At 59.9% G+C, this 16,382-nt stretch carries 12 protein-coding genes; 6 read left to right on the forward strand and 6 right to left on the reverse strand.

The window, feature by feature from the left end; genetic code table 11:
• Positions 1-41: 41 nt before the first annotated feature.
• Positions 42-809 (reverse strand): class III extradiol ring-cleavage dioxygenase, encoded by a 768-nt coding sequence (locus EI969_RS20040; RefSeq protein ID WP_160389314.1) that lies wholly within the window; start codon positions 807-809, stop codon positions 42-44.
• Positions 810-911: 102 nt separating this feature from the next.
• Between EI969_RS20040 and EI969_RS20045 the strand changes: the two genes are divergently transcribed.
• Positions 912-1,568 carry a thiopurine S-methyltransferase gene (locus tag EI969_RS20045; protein WP_160389315.1) on the forward strand — a complete coding sequence of 219 codons (657 nt, stop codon included), beginning with the start codon at positions 912-914 and terminating at the stop codon, positions 1,566-1,568.
• A gap of 172 nt (positions 1,569-1,740) precedes the next feature.
• Here the strand turns inward: EI969_RS20045 and htpX are convergent, their stop codons facing one another.
• Both htpX and EI969_RS20055 read right to left on the reverse strand, forming a co-directional pair.
• A complete protein-coding gene (gene htpX / locus EI969_RS20050) occupies positions 1,741-2,631 on the reverse strand; it encodes a protease HtpX (protein WP_095061105.1) in 891 nt (296 codons plus the stop codon).
• Between the two features lie 318 nt (positions 2,632-2,949).
• A complete protein-coding gene (locus tag EI969_RS20055; protein WP_007973513.1) occupies positions 2,950-4,161 on the reverse strand; it encodes a pyridoxal phosphate-dependent aminotransferase in 1,212 nt (403 codons plus the stop codon).
• 226 nt (positions 4,162-4,387) lie between these two features.
• Between EI969_RS20055 and msrB the strand changes: the two genes are divergently transcribed.
• The 3 genes from msrB (at position 4,388) to EI969_RS20070 (ending at position 5,907) form a co-directional block, all read left to right on the forward strand.
• Positions 4,388-4,783 (forward strand): peptide-methionine (R)-S-oxide reductase MsrB, encoded by a 396-nt coding sequence (msrB, locus tag EI969_RS20060; RefSeq protein ID WP_160389316.1) that lies wholly within the window; start codon positions 4,388-4,390, stop codon positions 4,781-4,783.
• A 180-nt stretch (positions 4,784-4,963) separates the two neighbouring features.
• The gene (locus EI969_RS20065; RefSeq protein ID WP_110659420.1) at positions 4,964-5,449 is read left to right on the forward strand and encodes a glutathione peroxidase; all 486 of its coding nucleotides are present in this window, start codon (positions 4,964-4,966) and stop codon (positions 5,447-5,449) included.
• A complete protein-coding gene (locus tag EI969_RS20070; RefSeq protein WP_160389317.1) occupies positions 5,446-5,907 on the forward strand; it encodes a MarR family winged helix-turn-helix transcriptional regulator in 462 nt (153 codons plus the stop codon). Before EI969_RS20065 ends, EI969_RS20070 begins: the two co-directional genes overlap by 4 nt.
• On the opposite strand, the gene EI969_RS20075 is transcribed toward EI969_RS20070, so the two are convergent.
• Positions 5,891-8,254: a response regulator gene (locus EI969_RS20075; protein WP_160389318.1), complete on the reverse strand. Its 2,364-nt coding sequence runs from the start codon at positions 8,252-8,254 to the stop codon at positions 5,891-5,893. The two genes, EI969_RS20070 and EI969_RS20075, sit on opposite strands and share 17 nt — an antisense overlap.
• A 122-nt stretch (positions 8,255-8,376) precedes the next feature.
• Here EI969_RS20075 and EI969_RS20080 point away from each other — a divergent pair, with 122 nt between their 5' ends.
• Together EI969_RS20080 and EI969_RS20085 are read left to right on the forward strand one after the other, a co-directional pair.
• Positions 8,377-9,267 (forward strand): ATP-binding protein, encoded by an 891-nt coding sequence (locus tag EI969_RS20080; protein ID WP_160389319.1) that lies wholly within the window; start codon positions 8,377-8,379, stop codon positions 9,265-9,267.
• A complete protein-coding gene (locus EI969_RS20085; protein WP_160389320.1) occupies positions 9,264-9,746 on the forward strand; it encodes a GAF domain-containing protein in 483 nt (160 codons plus the stop codon). Before EI969_RS20080 ends, EI969_RS20085 begins: the two co-directional genes overlap by 4 nt.
• Here EI969_RS20085 and EI969_RS20090 read toward each other — a convergent pair whose 3' ends face one another.
• Positions 9,747-12,686, reverse strand: coding sequence for an HD domain-containing phosphohydrolase (locus EI969_RS20090; protein ID WP_160389321.1), 2,940 nt, complete (start codon positions 12,684-12,686; stop codon positions 9,747-9,749).
• A 49-nt stretch (positions 12,687-12,735) separates the two neighbouring features.
• Entirely contained in the window at positions 12,736-16,377 is a 3,642-nt protein-coding gene (locus EI969_RS20095) for a transporter substrate-binding domain-containing protein (RefSeq protein ID WP_160389322.1), read from the reverse strand.
• Positions 16,378-16,382 lie beyond the last annotated feature (5 nt).

Raw genomic sequence — 16,382 nt, forward strand, 5'->3', positions numbered from 1 at the left:
CCCCGACTTGTTCGGGGATTTTTTTTGCCTGCGCAAAAGCCTCAGCCGAAGCGGTAGATGTCCATGCCCAACGCACCCATGGTGAACCCCTGATGGGCAATGCTGAACGGTCCGCCGGCAGCGCGGGCAAAGTACAGCGGCAGCAAGTGTTCGTCGCTGGGGTGGTTGCGCACGGCATTCGGTGCTTGCGCGCGATAGTCGTGCAACGCGGCTTCGTCGTTCGCGGCGAGCTTGTCGATCATCCAGTCGCGAAACGCCTGGGCCCACGGTTCAACGCTCTCGGGGCCGGCATGCCAGTCGAGTTCCCGCAGGTTGTGCGTGATGCTGCCGGAGCCAATCAGCAGGACTCCGTGCTCGCGCAGGCTGGCCAGTGCGTGGCCGACGCCGGTCTGCAGGGCGGGGCCGCCGCGGGTGGGCAGCGAAACCTGGACAATCGGGATGTCGGCTTGCGGGTACATCAGCGATAAAGGCACCCACACGCCATGGTCGAAAGGCCGATTGCTGTCGATACGTGCAGGCAAACCAGCGGTTTGCAGTAACTCGGCAACCTCTGCGGCGAGTCGTGGATCGCCGGGAGCCGGGTAGCGGACCTCGAACAGGGCTTTGGGGAAGCCGCCGAAGTCATGCCAGGTTTCCGGTTGTGGATTACCGCTGACCAGCAGCTCATGGCTTTCCCAGTGCGCCGACACAATCACGATGGCCTTGGGCCTGGGTATTTCGGCGGCCAGGCGGGCGAGGGCCGGCCCGCTGGCGCCGGGCTCGAGGGCGAGCATGGGGGAGCCGTGGGATATGTACAGGCTGGGGAACATGAAAGAGCTCCTGAGAGTTAAGATGCAACATCTTCAGTCAGATCATTGATCTAAATCTAATATAAGTTTTAGGGTGTTTTGATCGAATTTTCGGGGTTATTTATGCAGCCGGAGTTTTGGCACAAAAAGTGGGCGGCGAACCAGATCGGCTTTCACCTGCCGCAGGTGAACCCTCATCTGAAGCGGTTCTGGCCAGCGTTAAGCCTTGAAGAGGGGTCACGCGTGCTGGTGCCGTTATGTGGAAAAAGCCTGGATTTGCTATGGCTCGCCCATCAAGGCCATGAGGTCCTGGGCGTCGAATTGTCGGAAAAAGCCATCGAGGAGTTTTTCAGCGAGCATGGCTTTGATCCGGCCGTCAGCGAGCAGGGGCCGTTCAAGGTTTATCGGGCAGGTTCCATCGAGCTGTGGTGCGGTGATTTCTTTGAGCTCACGGCCGGCGATGTTGCCGATTGCTCGGCTGTTTATGATCGTGCGGCGTTGATCGCGTTGCCGGCGCAAATGCGAGAGCGTTACGCTGCCCATTTGAAGCGGATACTGCCCAAAGAGTCCCATGGCTTGTTGATTACCCTGGACTATAACCAGGCGCAATTGCCCGGCCCGCCGTTTGCCGTGCTTGACGATGAGGTGCAGCGGTTGTTCGGGGACTCATGGGCGCTGAAGATCCTGGAAGATCAGGATGTGTTGAGCGAGAGCGGGAAATTCCTGGAGGCGGGTGTGACGCGGCTTGAGGAGCGGGTGTATCGGGTTTCCACCCGCTAAAAGACAGGTTGTTTGTTCTGGCCTCATCGCGAGCAAGCTCGCTCCCACATTTGACCGCGATCCCCTGTGGGAGCGAGCTTGCTCGCGATGAGGGCCTCACAGACACCCCAATAATCAGCAGACAAAAAAAGGCCCGCATCGCAGCGGGCCTTTTGATTTGCTGTGGAGCCTGTTAGCCCCGACGACGCGCCAAGGCGTCGATACGCTCTTCCAGCGGCGGGTGGCTCATGAACATGCGGGCAAACCCTTGCTTGATGCCACCGTTGATGCCGAAGGCGTTCAAGGTGTCGGGCATGTGCACCGGCAGGCCTTGTTCCGCACGCAGGCGCTGCAGGGCGCCAATCATCGCGGCAGTACCGGCCAGGTTTGCGCCGGCTTCGTCGGCACGGAATTCGCGTTTGCGCGAGAACCACATGACGATGGAGCTGGCGAGGATGCCCAGGACCAGTTCGGCGAAGATGGTCGCCACATAGTAGGCAATGCCCTGGCCTTCTTCGTTCTTGAAAATCACTTTGTCGACGAAATTGCCGATGATCCGGGCGAAGAACATCACGAACGTGTTAACCACGCCCTGGATCAGCGCCAGGGTAACCATGTCGCCATTGGCCACGTGGCCGATTTCGTGGGCCAGGACGGCTTTCACCTCATCCGGCGAGAAGCGCTCGAGCAAGCCCTGGCTCACCGCGACCAGTGCGTCGTTCTTGTTCCAGCCGGTGGCGAAGGCGTTCGCCTCATAGGCTGGGAAGATACCGACTTCGGGCATCTTGATCCCGGCTTCGCGGGACAGTTGCTCGACGGTTTGCAGCAGCCATTGCTCGTGACGGGTGCGTGGCTGGGTGATGATCTGGGTGCTGGTGCTCATCTTCGCCATCCACTTGGAGATGAACAGCGAGAACAGCGAACCTGCGAAACCAAAGACCGCACAGAAGATCAGCAGCTGATTGAGGTTCAGATCAACCCCATTGGCCGCCATGAACCCGTTGAAGCCGAAAAGGCTCAGGGTGATGCTGGCAATCAGCACGACCGCCAGGTTAGTGGCCAAGAACAGCAGGATGCGCATCATGGTTGTAGAAATCTCCTCATGCTAAAGATGTAGCTTACTGCGGGGTATATAAGGTGCTGCACCGGGGTATTCAACCGGGTGACTATTTCAAACTGTGTCCTACGGCAATAGTCTAGCTGCTTGCAGGGCATTTCCGACGCGAGTGCGGGAAGTGTTTGTCAGTCAAATCCTGTCGAAAGCCCCCGCCTTTGTTAGGCGCGAGCAGGTCGGGCGACATCCGGCAGGGCGCGAAGCGGCTGCCACCGGTGGCGCGCATGCATGTGTTGCTGAATGAATCACCGTGCGACGCTGCAGCAGCGTCGCACGGTGACGGGCCGGTTACTGGCGGTATGACTTGAGGAAGCCGCCAATGCGCCCGATGGCCATCTCCAGGTCATCGACCCGTGGCAGGGTCACGACGCGGAAGTGGTCTGGCCATGGCCAGTTGAATGCAGTGCCTTGAACCACCAGCAGCTTTTCGGAAAGGAGCAGGTCGAGGACGAATTTTTCGTCGTTATGGATCGGGCAGACCTTGGGGTCGATGCGCGGGAATGCATACAGCGCGCCCATCGGCTTGACGCAGCTTACGCCCGGAATATCGTTGAGCAATTCCCAGGTGCGGTTGCGTTGTTCCAGCAGGCGGCCCTGCGGCAGCACCAGGTCATTGATGCTCTGATAACCGCCGAGGGCGGTCTGGATAGCGTGCTGGCTCGGCACGTTGGCGCACAGGCGCATGTTAGCCAGCATGTCGATGCCTTCGATGTAGCTCTGGGCGTGGTGTTTCGGGCCGGAAATGGCGATCCAGCCGGAACGGAAACCGGCCACGCGATAGGACTTGGACAGACCGTTGAAGGTCAGGCACAGCAGGTCCGGCGCCAGGGAGGCGGTGCAGATGTGCACGGCATCGTCATAAAGGATCTTGTCGTAGATCTCGTCGGAGAACACCACCAGATTGTGCTGGCGGGCCAGTTCCAGCATGCCCAGCAGCACTTCCTTCGAATACACCGCGCCGGTCGGGTTGTTCGGGTTGATGATCACCAGCGCCTTGGTGTTCGGGGTGATCTTGGCCTTGATGTCGGCCAGGTCCGGCCACCAGTTGGCCTGCTCGTCGCACAGGTAGTGCACCGGATTGCCGCCGGACAGGCTCACGGCTGCGGTCCACAGCGGATAGTCGGGAGCGGGCACCAACACTTCGTCGCCGTTGTTGAGCAGGGCCTGCATCGACATCACGATCAGTTCGGAAACGCCATTGCCCAGGTAGATGTCTTCAATGCCGACGCCTTCCACCTGCTTTTGCTGGTAGTACTGCATCACGGCCTTGCGCGCACTGAACAGACCCTTGGAATCGCTATAGCCCTGGGCTGTCGGCAGGTTGCGGATCACGTCCTGGAGGATTTCATCCGGCGCTTCGAAACCAAAAGGCGCCGGGTTGCCGATGTTCAGCTTGAGGATGCGATGGCCTTCCTCTTCCAGGCGCTTGGCGTGCTTGAGCACCGGGCCGCGAATGTCGTAGCAGACGTTGGCGAGCTTGTTCGATTTGCTGACCTGCATGGCGATGTGTTCCCGAAAATGAACGATCCAGACGGCGTTTGGACAACCGTACTGGGAATCCTGCGTATTCACACAGGCCTGACGCCTTGAGATGCAGCACCCATATTTCCGTTTGAATGCGCGTGGTCTGGCTGCCAGACTGGCGTTTGACGAGGCGCAATCATACGTGCCGCCCGATCCGTGGAAAAGGTACAGATCGGGCTTTTTCAGCCGCTGAGGTGTGATGATGGAAAAGTTGGAAAAAACCCTGGAAGAATGGAAGGCGATGCTCGATCCAGAGCAGTACAACGTGTGCCGTCTCAAGGGCACCGAACGACCGTTTTCCGGCAAGTACAACGCCACCAAGACCGACGGGGTCTACCACTGCATCTGCTGCAAGGAGCCGCTGTTCGACTCGGCGACCAAGTTCGATTCCGGCTGCGGCTGGCCCAGCTTCCATGCGCCGATCGGCGACAGCGCCATGACCGAAATCCGTGATGTCAGCCACGGCATGATCCGCACCGAAGTGGTCTGCGCCAAATGCGACGCGCACCTGGGGCATGTATTCCCTGATGGTCCGCCGCCGACGGGCCTGCGTTATTGCATCAATTCGGTGTGCCTGGAACTCGTACCCCGCTCGTAATGCGAGCCCTGTAGGAGCTGGCTTGCCAGCGAAGAGGCCCTCAAGTGCAGCGGTGCACCAAGGGACGCCATCGCTGGCAAGCCAGCTCCTGCAGTTGGGCGTCTGTACCATTATTTAAATTGCACACAATTCAATTGCTCGCTATTTTGTTGTCTCTGGCATTCACTCGGAACCCCAAACATGAGCGACAACCTGCTGAGCATCCCTTGCACCACGATCAAGGGTGAGCAAAAGACCCTGGCGGATTTCGCCGGCAAAGCCGTGCTGGTGGTCAACACGGCCAGCAAATGCGGTTTCACTCCGCAGTACAAAGGCCTGGAAGAACTCTGGCAGACCTACAAGGACCAGGGCCTGGTGGTGCTCGGTTTTCCCTGCAACCAGTTCGGCAAGCAAGAGCCGGGCAATGAAGGGGCGATCTCCGAGTTCTGCGAGCTGAACTTCGGTGTCAGCTTTCCGCTGTTCAAAAAGATCGACGTTAACGGTGCCGACGCCCATCCGTTGTTCGTGCAATTGAAAAAGCGCGCTCCGGGTGTGCTGGGCTCCCAGGGCATCAAGTGGAACTTCACCAAGTTCCTGATCGGCAAGGACGGGCAACTGGTCAAGCGCTTCGCCCCGGCGACCAAGCCGCAGGACCTGACCCAAGAGATCGAAGCCCTGCTCAAATGACCACCTTGTCAGTTGATTCCCTGAAGCTCGACAGCCAGCTGTGTTTCAAGCTGTACGCTGCTTCCCGGGCGGTGATTCGCGCCTACAAGCCCATGCTCGATCAGTTGGGCCTGACTTACCCTCAGTACCTGGCGATGCTGGTGCTGTGGGAGTGGCAGCAGGCAGCTCCCGAGCAACCGACCGTGAAGGCATTGGGTGAGCGTCTGGCCCTGGATTCCGGCACGCTGACACCCTTGCTCAAGCGCCTCGAACAACTGCAACTGGTGCAGCGTCAGCGTTCGGCGCGCGATGAGCGTGAGGTGCATCTGAGCCTGTCGCCGGCCGGCATGGCCTTGCGCGATCAGGTCGGGCCACTCAAGGCGCGCCTGTTGTGCGACAGCGGGGTCGATCTGAATCGTCTCAACGACTTGCGCGATGGTCTCGATCATCTGCTGGGGCAGATCAAGGCGCTGTCGTAGCGGGGATCCACAAGTCCAGCAGCGCGGCCAGTTCTTCGCGCCGGAAGGGTTTGGCCAGGTAGTCGCTCATGCCCGCGGCACGGCAGCGCTCGCGCTCCTCCGACATGGCGTTGGCCGTCAGGGCGACGATCGGCAGTTGAGGCCAGCGTCCGCTGCGGCGGATTTGCCGGCTGGCTTCATAGCCGTCCATCACCGGCATGTTGCAGTCCATCAGCACCAGATCGAACTCCCGTTGTTCGAGTTGATCCAGGGCCTCGCCACCATGAGCCGCCGTGGTGACCTCGCAGCCGAGCTTGCCGAGCATGCCCTTGGCCACCAGTTGGTTCACCGGATTGTCTTCCACCAGCAGTACGCGCCCGCGTCGTTGCGGACATTGCGCGTCGAGCGGGACATCGTTGACCGGCCGGGCTTGCGGTTGCAGGATCCGCCGCAAGGTCTGAAACAGCGTATTGCGGGCCAGGGGGCGGGCCTGTTGTTGCAGGGGGGCGAGGGCGTGGACCTCTTCGCCGGGCATGAAATTGCCATAGGCGGTGATCAGCAGGATCGGCGCACTGAGGGTGGGGCGCAAAGTGAACAGGCATTCGGGGCAGTCGGTGATGAGCACGTCGGCCGCCAGGCCAAGCAGTGGGTCATCCATGGAGCGCCGTTCATAGTCCAGCCCCCAGCCAGGCAACAGGCTGTTCAGCAGCTCGCCCAGCCCGCTGCTGGCGGCCGTGATGGCGATGACTTTGCCCTTGAGCGAAACGGCAGGCATTGCGCGGGTATGGCTGGGTAATGGCAAGTCCGCGCAGAACTGGCTGCCAAAACCCGCCTCGGAGCTGATCGACAGGCGTCCCTGCATGGCTTCACACAGGTTGTAGGTCAGCGCCAGACCCAGCCCGGTACCGCCAAACTGGCGGGTAATGCCGGCACCCGCCTGGGTGAAGGGCTGGAATATCTTGACCTGGGCATCTTGAGGAATGCCGATGCCGGTGTCGCACACCTCGATCCGGACACCGTCGCCGAACGTCGACAGGCGCACGTCGACTCGCCCGAACCGGGTGAACTTGAGAGCGTTGGACAGCAGATTACTGACGATCTGCCGCACGCGGGTCGGATCGCCGAGCACCAGCGCCGGGAAATGCGGATCGATCAGGCAGGTCAGTTCGACACTGGGGGCGGCGTTCTGCGACAGCAGGTTGGCGGTGTCTTCGATCAGCGAGCCGAGGTCGAAGGGAATGTGTTCGAGTTCGAGTTGGCCGGCATCGAACTTCGACAGATCGAGAATATCGTTGAGCAATTCCACCAGCACCTTGCCGGAGTCATGGGCGATCGACAGTTGTTGCTGTTGTTCGGCATTCAGCGGTCCGTCGAGGGACAGTGCGATCATCCCGAGCAAGCCGTTGAGGGGCGTGCGGATTTCATGGCTCATGTTCGCCAGGAACACCGAGCGGGCTTCGGCCATGTCCAGGGCGGTACTGCGGGCGGCTTCCAGTTCCTCATTGGATTGGCTCAGCCGGGCGTTGATCGCCTTGAGCTCGGCGGTGCGGGCCGAGACGATGTTTTCCAGTTGACCCAGATATTCGGTCAGACGGTTTTCCGCATTGCGCCGCTGCTGGATTTCGGTGGCGATGTTCTTGAATTGCTGGTTGGCAACCTTGACCAGCACGCCGATCTCATCGTTGGCGTGCCCGGCGGGACACTCCAGCGACGTCGGTTCGGTACTGCTCGGGTCGCGACCGCTGAGCTCGCGGATGACCCGCACCAGAGGTTTGGTCAGCATCACATAGAACAGCGCCAGCAGGATGCCGGACAGCAGCAGGCTACGGGCGAAGCCATTGAGCAGGGTCACTTCGGCCCGGCGCAGGAAACGGTTGCCGAAGGCATAAGTGTCGACGTTCAGCCGCAGTGTGCCCAGGGACTCGTTGGGTAAATGATCCAGGTAGAGCCGGTCTTCGAACTGCCGATTGGCCCCGAACAGGAAGTCACTGAACAATCGATAGTCGTTCTGTATGCCGGATCGTTTGACGTTGGCCAGCACGGTGCCGTTGTTGTCGGTCAGTTTCGCGCCGATGATTGCCGGCGAGCGCAGCAGGCCCTGGGTCAGTTCCTTGGCGAGTTCGGCGTCGATGTTGTAGGCGATTCGCGAGGCCGGGTTGTGGCTGATTTCAAGTAATGAAAGGATTTCACGATTGATGGAGGCGTCTTCACTGGCATAATCGATGCCTATTTGCAGCAGGCTGAGCAGCGTGCCCAAAATGAAACCGACCAGCACGGTAAGCCGGGCTTGCTTGAATGACAGCCGGTTGGTGAATTTGATGTCCATGGGGGGGTGAACCACTTCCGTTTCCTTTCGCTGCTCAAGCATAGCCGATCATGTCTGTCTGCTGACGTTCTCGCGAGGCCTGTACTGCGGGGTCAGCCACTGTGTGACGCGGTGTTTGGCCGCTGTATCACCATCATTACTGTGAATGTGCCCGAGGAGAAGTCGTGGATTCCCGATTGAATGCTTTTCTTGAACGTGCCGATGCCGTTCTGGCCCGTATCGAGCCGTTGCTGCCGGCACCAAGGCCAGCCATCGACTGGACGCAATGCCTGGCCGCGCGCTGGCAGCGTGAGTCGCGCGGCGGTTATCTGATGCCGCTGGAAGTCAGCCTCGACATGCGCCTGTCCGACCTGATCGGCGTCGACCGGCAAGTCGAACAGCTGGGGCGCAATACCCAGCAATTCCTCGATGGCATGCCCGCCAACCATGCCTTGCTCTGGGGCTCGCGCGGCACCGGCAAGTCGTCGCTGGTGCGCGCCTTGTTGGCCGAGCACGCTCAAGCCGGTTTGCGTTTGATCGAGATTGAACGCGATCACCTGGCAGACCTGCCGCGGGTGGTCGAACAGATCGGCAAGCTGCCCCAGCGTTTCGTGCTGTTTTGCGACGACCTTTCGTTCGAGTCGGGCGAGGGCGATTACCGAGTGCTCAAAAGCGTCCTGGATGGTTCGCTGGAGCAGGCACCGGACAACGTTCTGCTGTACGCCACGTCCAACCGTCGCCACCTGGTGCCGGAAAAGGAAAGCGACAACGAAAACTGGAAACGGGTCGACGGCGAGCTGCATCCAAGCGAAGCCGTGGAAGACAAGATCGCGCTCTCGGACCGCTTCGGCCTGTGGCTGTCGTTCTATCCGTTTACCCAGGAACACTTCCTCAACGTTGTCGAGCACTGGATCGGCCAGTTGGCCGCCAAGGCCGGGCTGGCATGGCAGCGCAGCGAAGAGCTGGACATTCTGGCGGTACGCTGGGCCACCGGCCGGGGCAATCGCAATGGACGTTGCGCCTATCAATTTGCCCGTTACTGGGTCGGGCTGAAACTGTTGGAGCACAAGGCATGATCGATTTACAGCAGAGCGGCCAGGGTCTCGAAGGCTACGGCATGCTGCATGCGCAACTGGAGTCCTTGCTGGCGGACGAGCGGGATTTCATCGCCAATGCCGCGCAGTTCTCGGCGTTTCTGTTCAATCAGCTCGATGACCTGAACTGGGCCGGGTTCTACCTCAACCGTAATGAGGAGCTGGTGCTCGGCCCGTTTCAGGGGCAGATCGCCTGCGTGCGGATTCCGTTCGGGCGTGGCGTCTGCGGGGCGGCGGCCGCCACCTTGCAGACTCAGTTGGTCGAGGATGTGCACGCGTTCCCCGGTCACATTGCCTGTGACAGCGCCTCGAACAGCGAGCTGGTGGTACCGCTGGTCAAGGACGGCCGGTTGATCGGCGTGCTCGACCTCGACAGCCCGAAACTGGCGCGTTTCACTGCGCAGGACCAGGCCGGCATCGAACAACTGGCGACGATTTTCCTGCGCCTGACCGACTGCTGATCAAGACGCCAGGCCGGCCTTGGCCAGCAGGCCCGATGCGTCCACCGCATCGATCTGCGCAGGGTCGAGGAAGCGCCTGGCGTACTGCAAGTAGATCTGCGCCTTGATGAACAGCCCGAACAGTTCCGGGTCGATGTGGGCATCACGGCACATGAACGCCATGATGCCCAGCGCCTCGCTCAAGGTCTTGGCTTTTTTGTAGGGGCGGTCGGCTGCCGTCAACGCTTCGAAGATATCGGCAATCGCCATCATCCGCGCCGGCAGGCTCATCTCTTCCCGCTTCAAGCGTTTCGGATAACCGCTGCCGTCCATTTTCTCGTGATGCCCGCCGGCTATTTCCGCGACGCTGCGCAGGTGCGCGGGGAACGGCAGATGGTTGAGCATCAGGATCGTCTGGACGATGTGGTTATTGATGACATAACGCTCCTCGCTCGTCAGGGTGCCGCGGACAATGCTCAGGTTGTACAGCTCGCCCCGGTTGTATTTGTGGGGCGGAACGTCGAGTTTGAAGCCCAGGGGATTGTCCTGCGGTATCAATTCGTTTTCGTTGCGTTCGAACAGGTGCTCGGGTTTGTCCGCCAGTAACGGTTCGCTGACGGGCAGGGTGGGGGCGGGCGTTCGGGCCTGACGCCGGTTCTCTTCCCAGGACACGCCCAGCCGGTCATCCAGGGTCCGGGTCCAGGTGCGTCCGGCCAGGTCGCGCAAGCGTTGCAGATCAGCGTCGGCCATGGCTTCGCCACCCAGATTGCAGCGGGCAACGAAGGCGAAATCGTCATCCAGCCCGGCCAGGCTGGCATTGCGCAGTTCAGCCAGCGATTGCTCGTCGCCGCCCAGGGCAATGGCCTGCCAGTAACCGATCCAGACATCGCGCTTGAGCACCTCGAAGCGGGTACGGATTTCGTGGATGCGATCGGTCAGGGTTTCCAGCTTCGTGGCTTTGTCGACGACGTATTCCGGTGTGGTGACCTTGCCGCAATCGTGCAGCCAGGCGGCGATGTGCAGTGCCTCCCATTCATCTTCGCTCGGCTGATATTCACTGAAGGCCGGTTCCTGGCTGGCCGCCGCCGCGTGGGCCAGCATCAGGGTCAGTTCCGGGACGCGCTGGCAATGGCCGCCGGTATAGGGGCTTTTGGCGTCGATTGCACCGGCCAGCAGCTGTATGAAGGCGTCCAGCAGTTGTTTTTGCCGGGCTTGCAGGCGCTGGCTTTCGATGCACACGGCCGCCGCGCCGGATACGGCCTGGAGGAACGCAATGCGGTCCGGCCGCAGTTTGTCCAGGTCGCTTTGCTCGCCGCTGTCGGCCAATAGCAACACCAGCAGTCCCACGGTTTCGTTGTGACGGTTGTGCAGGCGGATTCCGACCAGATGGACCCGGGGACTGTTCAGCGCGAGCAAGACTTTCTGCAGATCGCCCGCCTGCTCGAACCCAAGGTTGCTGACGACATTGTCGACGTTTGCCAATTGCTGCAGCCAAGGCGGGCTTTGCGGGTTTTCCAGCGAATGCCCGCGGATGCCGAAGGATTGCAGGTTTTCGGCGGTGTTATTGATGACCAGTCCGTGGGGTTGCATGTGCCCGCCATCAGCTTCGCGCAGATAGATCAGGCCGGCCTGGGCCTGCCCGATTTTCACCGTTTCAAACAACACCCGTTGCAGCAGCGGGGCGAAACGGGTTTCCGCGCTGAGGCTGTCAGTGATCTGGAAGAAGCTCGCCAGCGTGTCTTTCATCCGTGCCATCGACACACTCAGTTGGTCGACTTCGAGCACCGGTGAGCGACGGGAAAGCGGAAAGTTGAAATCGAAACTGCGAATCGCATCGGCCTCCTGCACCAGGGCGCGCAAGGGTTTGACCAGGATCCTTGACGTCAGCCAGCCCAGCGGCACGCATAACAGCAATGTTGCCAGAGTAATCAGCGCGCCTTGCCAGCGCATCCGGTAAGCATCGACGAGCAACTCGTCTTCCGGTACCAGCAAAGCCAGTTGCAGACCTTGTGGTCCGCCTTCCTGCATGCTGCTGCGGGCGACGATCCACTGTCGGCCATTGGCGTCCAGGCGATTGCCTTGCGCGGGGTTGCTGAGCAACGCAGCCAGGCTGGGGCTCAGATCCGCCGCCTTGATCAGGCGCGATGTCTGATCGTCGATGATCAGCCTGCGGCTGTCGGGATAGGCAATGGCATTGCCTTCGCCATCGAACAGCACGATTTCGGTATTGGGAGTCACGACGTGTTTGGCCAGGGTCGCGCTGAGTTCGGCCAGGGTCAGGTCGGCGGCGATGATTGCCTTGTCGCCACTGCGTCGTGCCAGCGTTGTGCCAATGTTATGGGTGGAAAAAAAGATATAGGGTTCGGTCGTGATCTGGTCACTGTCGTTGCGCGCACTGGTAAACCAGGCACGGCTGCGAGGGTCGTAGGGGTCGTTCAGGTTGTCCTGGCGGCTGACAAGTGCCAGGTTCGTGTCGAAAAACAACGACTGGGAACGGGCCTGGCCGCTGCTGTCGTGCTCGATGCTCCAGACCTGGTAAGCCGCCGTGTCCGGGGCCTTGACCAGGGCCTTGACCTCTGGGGTAGGTAGCGGGCGGACCATGAAAAAGTCTCCATTGTCGTAGCCCAGGTACAGCGAAGCCAGATTGGGGTTGTCCTCGAGCGACTGGCTGAACGGCTTGAGCAGTGCCAGGCGGTGCTCCAGGTCAGCGGACTGGCCCGCCGGATCGAGTGCCAGCAGGCTCAAAAGATGGCGAATGGGTGCATAGGTCGAGTGCAGGTCCAGCCGGACATCCTGCTCGATACGGTTGAAGAGTTTTTCACTGCTCGACAATATGATCTGGGTCGTTTGCCGGTAGTTGAAAAGACCCAGCAGCACTCCGGTCAGCAACAACAGGAAGGTGAACATCACGCTGATATGGACATGCAGTGGAAACCGGCGTTGAACCGTGCGCAATGGCATTGCGGGTTTCTCCATGATGGTCAACACACTGCCGAGGGTCCAAGCATAGTTAAGGCTCTGCGATTTTGCCTTCGTCGTAATGGGCGATCTGACGTATTAACGCGTCCTCCAACTCAAGTATCGTGCACTCCATGAATTTGCAGCATTCAGCCACTTTTTCGTGATCGAAATCCTCATGGCAGGCAGCTTCGAGCGCCTCGCAGCGGTCGATCAGGGGGGAGGCCTGCACGATCCGGGCTGCGCCTTTGATTTTGTGGGCAATATCCAGCAGCGCCTGCGTATCCCCGGAGCTGGATAGCGACAACAGCGTTTGCAGATCCTGGCGGTTGCTGTTCACCAGTTCATTGAGCAATCTGCGGTTCAACACCGGATTGCCGCCGGTCAGCAGTTTCAATCCGTGCAGGCTGAACGCCGGGGCTGCCCGGGTGGGTTGAATGTTTTCCAGCCACTGACTCAAGGCGCCGAGGCTGAGGGGTTTGAACAGGCAGTCGTCCATCCCGGCTTGCTTGCAGCGTTGGATTTCTTCCGGTTGGGCGTTGGCGGTAAAGCCGAGCACGGTGCAGGGAGGACGATGGTTTTGTCTTTCCTGCTTTCGAATGGCGCGGGCCAGCTCGTAACCGTTCATGACCGGCATGTTGCAATCGGCGATCACCAGATCGAACGGTTGGCCTTTCCAAGCCTCCAATCCCTCCTGACCATCGGCCGCAACGGTAAATCGATGGCCAAGGAACTCCAGTTGCTGGCAGGTGAGCAAGCGATTGGCCGAGTGATCGTCGACGACCAGAACATTCAAAGGGGTTGTGGCAACGACAATTTGCGTTTCGGCCACCTGGGCTGAGGGTTGCAGCGGCAACGTTTCCAGCTGCAGCGATACCTCCACCTGGGTGCCGACGCCCGGTTCGCTGCGCAATTGCAGACTGCCGCCCATCATCTCGCAGAGGTTGCGGCTGATGACCAGCCCCAGTCCCGCGCCGCCCCTGGCCGATTGAATGGCGTTGTCGGCCTGGGCGAAAGGTTCGAACAGCCGGTATTGATCCTGTTCACTGATCCCGATACCGCTGTCGTGGACCTGCACCCGCATTTGCACGCGATCAGGCTGCGTTGCCGGGTGCAGGTCGACAATGATCCGGACCTGGCCTTGCTCGGTGAACTTGATGGCATTGCTGATCAGGTTGGACAGCACCTGCTTGAAGCGCAAAGGGTCCAGCAACACATCGAAGGTCGGGGTGGCCGGAGAAAACTCCAATATCAATTCGAGTTCCTTCTGTCTTGCCAGGCCATCGAAAATCCGCACGACCGAGGCCACGAGTTCACCCGGGTTGACGCGCTCCGGGCTCAGGCTCAAGCGCCCGGATTCGATTCTGGCAATGTCGAGGATGTCGCCGATCAGTTCCAGCAATCCTTTCGCCGAGTTGTGCGCGACATCGATGGCCGGACGCTCCGGGTGCTGGTGATCAAGACGCTTGAGGGTCAGTTCAAGCATGCCGATGATTGCGTTCATCGGCGTGCGGATCTCATGGCTCATCGTAGCCAGAAACGTGCTTTTGGCCCGATTGGCGTTATCGGCGCGTTCTTTCGCGCAACGCAGGTCATCGAGCAGTTGCCGCCGTTCGCTGATGTCGATCCAGCCACCGATAATGCCTTGCACTTTCGCGCTGGAATCGCGGTAAGGAAGAATCCAGTGATAGATCGTCAGCCGCCGGCCACCTATGTGCAGTTCGCGATCGACGATCAACGGCCTGCCCTCGGCCACTACGCGCTGGTAGTCAGCCTGATACTCCCGGGCTTCGAACACATTGCTCATCGATCCGTGCATGACGCTTTTGCCGATGACATCTTCACGCCTGGCGCAGAACGCTTGCAGGTAACTGTCGTTGCAACTTTGCAGCAGCCCCTGGCGATCACGTACGTAGATCGGATGAGGGGTGCCGTTGACCAGCGAGCGCATGAATTCGAACTGATCGTTCAAGGCACGCTCGGCGGCCTTGCGCTGCTTGATCTGGCGTCGCATGTAGTCGTTCCACGCAATGGAAATCAGCAATAGCGCACCGGCACCGATGGCGATTTGGTAGAACAGTCTTTGATAGTTGCGCCAGGTACTTTGCGAGGACGCCGAATAGCCGCGCCAACGACTGTTGATGACGCCCAGCTCTTCAGGCGAGATGCTCAGTAACGCCTTGTTCAGAATGGCGTTGAGCTCTCTGGCACCCCGGGCGGTGGCAAGGGAAAACGCTGCCTGCTCGGTACCGATGGTGGTGCTGATCTGCAATGAGTGCTCGAACAACTGTGATGAAATGAAGTAGTTGGCTATCACCAGTGAGTTCACCGCGCCCTCGGCCTGACCTTCGTCGAGCAGCTCTACGGCGCTGAAGGTGTCCGCAGCTTCGATCAATTTGATCCGGGGAAATTCTTTGCGCAGGTAATCCATGAGTGGATTGCCGCGGGCAATGGCCAGGCGTTTGCCCTGCAACTGCTCGAGGTTGGTCGGGCTGTCGACGGCTTTGCGGGTCAGCAGGACGTAGGAATTTTCCAGAAAGGGGCGGGTAAAGTTCAGTTGGGTCTGACGTTTGGCGCTGGGGAGCAACGCGGCGATCACATCGGCCTTTTCGTCCTTGATCTGTTTGATCATCTCGTGATCGCTTCGACTGCGCTGGATGTCAAAGCGCAAACCGGTGCGCAGCCTGATCAGCTCAAGCAAATCTGCGGTGACTCCGCGAAAGTTGCCATCGCTGTCGAAAAACGACAGGGGTGCAAAAGCTTCGTTGACGACGACTCGCACAGTCGGGTGGTGCGCCAGCCAGCGTTCTTCCCGATCAGTGAGCTGCAGTTTTTGATCGGTCAGCAGGATGTCGCTGCCGGCGCTCCAGCGTTTGGCGATGTTTTCACGTTCGCTGGGGGGGATGGCCCTGATCATCGCGTTGATGATGACGAGCAGCTCGGGGTTGTTCCTGCTGACGGCAAAGCTGAAGCCATGGGCTTCATGTTTGCCGAAGTTGGCCATCCGGATGTTGTTCAGGTACCCCTTGTTGATCATGTAGTGCGTTGAAATCGTGTCACCGAGAAACACGTCCGCCTGATCGAATGCAACGGCGTTGATCGCATTCTGGTAGGACGGATAGGACGTGATGATGGCCTTTGGATACAGCGCCTTGACTTCCTCCAGCGGCAAGTAGTGATACACCATGCTCAGGCGCAATCCGGCCAGGCCATCGGTCAGGGATCGGGTTTCTCCTTCGCGGGTCACCAACACGGGTTGGTCGACGGCATAGGGTATGGACAGTGTGATGCCGGCAATGCCGGCTTCGAATCCATTGGCGGTGCCAAGCAGATCGACATCGCCGTTCTGCAGCGCAGCGATCGCGGCTCCTCGGGAATCGAAGCGCTGAACCTTGATGGGCAAACCGGTTACTTTTTCCAGAAGACCGGCGTAATCGGCGGTAAACCCTTCATAGTCCTGGCCGCTGGTGGTCAGGTCGAAAGGAGGATAGTCGGGGGCTGAGGTGCCGAGCGTCAGCTGATTTTTGTTTTTTATCCATTGTCGCTGGGATTCATCCAGTCGAATCTCCAGAGCCCCGGCCTTCGAGCGGCTGAGCAGGGTGTAATTTTCATTGGCCGGTGCCCCGAACAACGAGGTACACACGCATAGACCTGCGGTCAATTGAATCAGGTAGACCTTCAAACGGCTGGGCATCCAGG

This window comes from Pseudomonas sp. PB101, from assembly GCF_009764265.1.
Taxonomy (GTDB): Bacteria; Pseudomonadota; Gammaproteobacteria; order Pseudomonadales; family Pseudomonadaceae; genus Aquipseudomonas.

Coding starts and splice junctions, on each gene's coding strand:
- EI969_RS20040 (WP_160389314.1), bottom strand. CDS start 809: ATGTTCCCCAGCCTGTACATATCCCACGGCTCCCCCATGCTCGCCCTC.
- EI969_RS20045 (WP_160389315.1), top strand. CDS start 912: ATGCAGCCGGAGTTTTGGCACAAAAAGTGGGCGGCGAACCAGATCGGC.
- htpX (WP_095061105.1), bottom strand. CDS start 2,631: ATGATGCGCATCCTGCTGTTCTTGGCCACTAACCTGGCGGTCGTGCTG.
- EI969_RS20055 (WP_007973513.1), bottom strand. CDS start 4,161: ATGCAGGTCAGCAAATCGAACAAGCTCGCCAACGTCTGCTACGACATT.
- msrB (WP_160389316.1), top strand. CDS start 4,388: ATGGAAAAGTTGGAAAAAACCCTGGAAGAATGGAAGGCGATGCTCGAT.
- EI969_RS20065 (WP_110659420.1), top strand. CDS start 4,964: ATGAGCGACAACCTGCTGAGCATCCCTTGCACCACGATCAAGGGTGAG.
- EI969_RS20070 (WP_160389317.1), top strand. CDS start 5,446: ATGACCACCTTGTCAGTTGATTCCCTGAAGCTCGACAGCCAGCTGTGT.
- EI969_RS20075 (WP_160389318.1), bottom strand. CDS start 8,254: ATGCTTGAGCAGCGAAAGGAAACGGAAGTGGTTCACCCCCCCATGGAC.
- EI969_RS20085 (WP_160389320.1), top strand. CDS start 9,264: ATGATCGATTTACAGCAGAGCGGCCAGGGTCTCGAAGGCTACGGCATG.
- EI969_RS20090 (WP_160389321.1), bottom strand. CDS start 12,686: ATGCCATTGCGCACGGTTCAACGCCGGTTTCCACTGCATGTCCATATC.
- EI969_RS20095 (WP_160389322.1), bottom strand. CDS start 16,377: ATGCCCAGCCGTTTGAAGGTCTACCTGATTCAATTGACCGCAGGTCTA.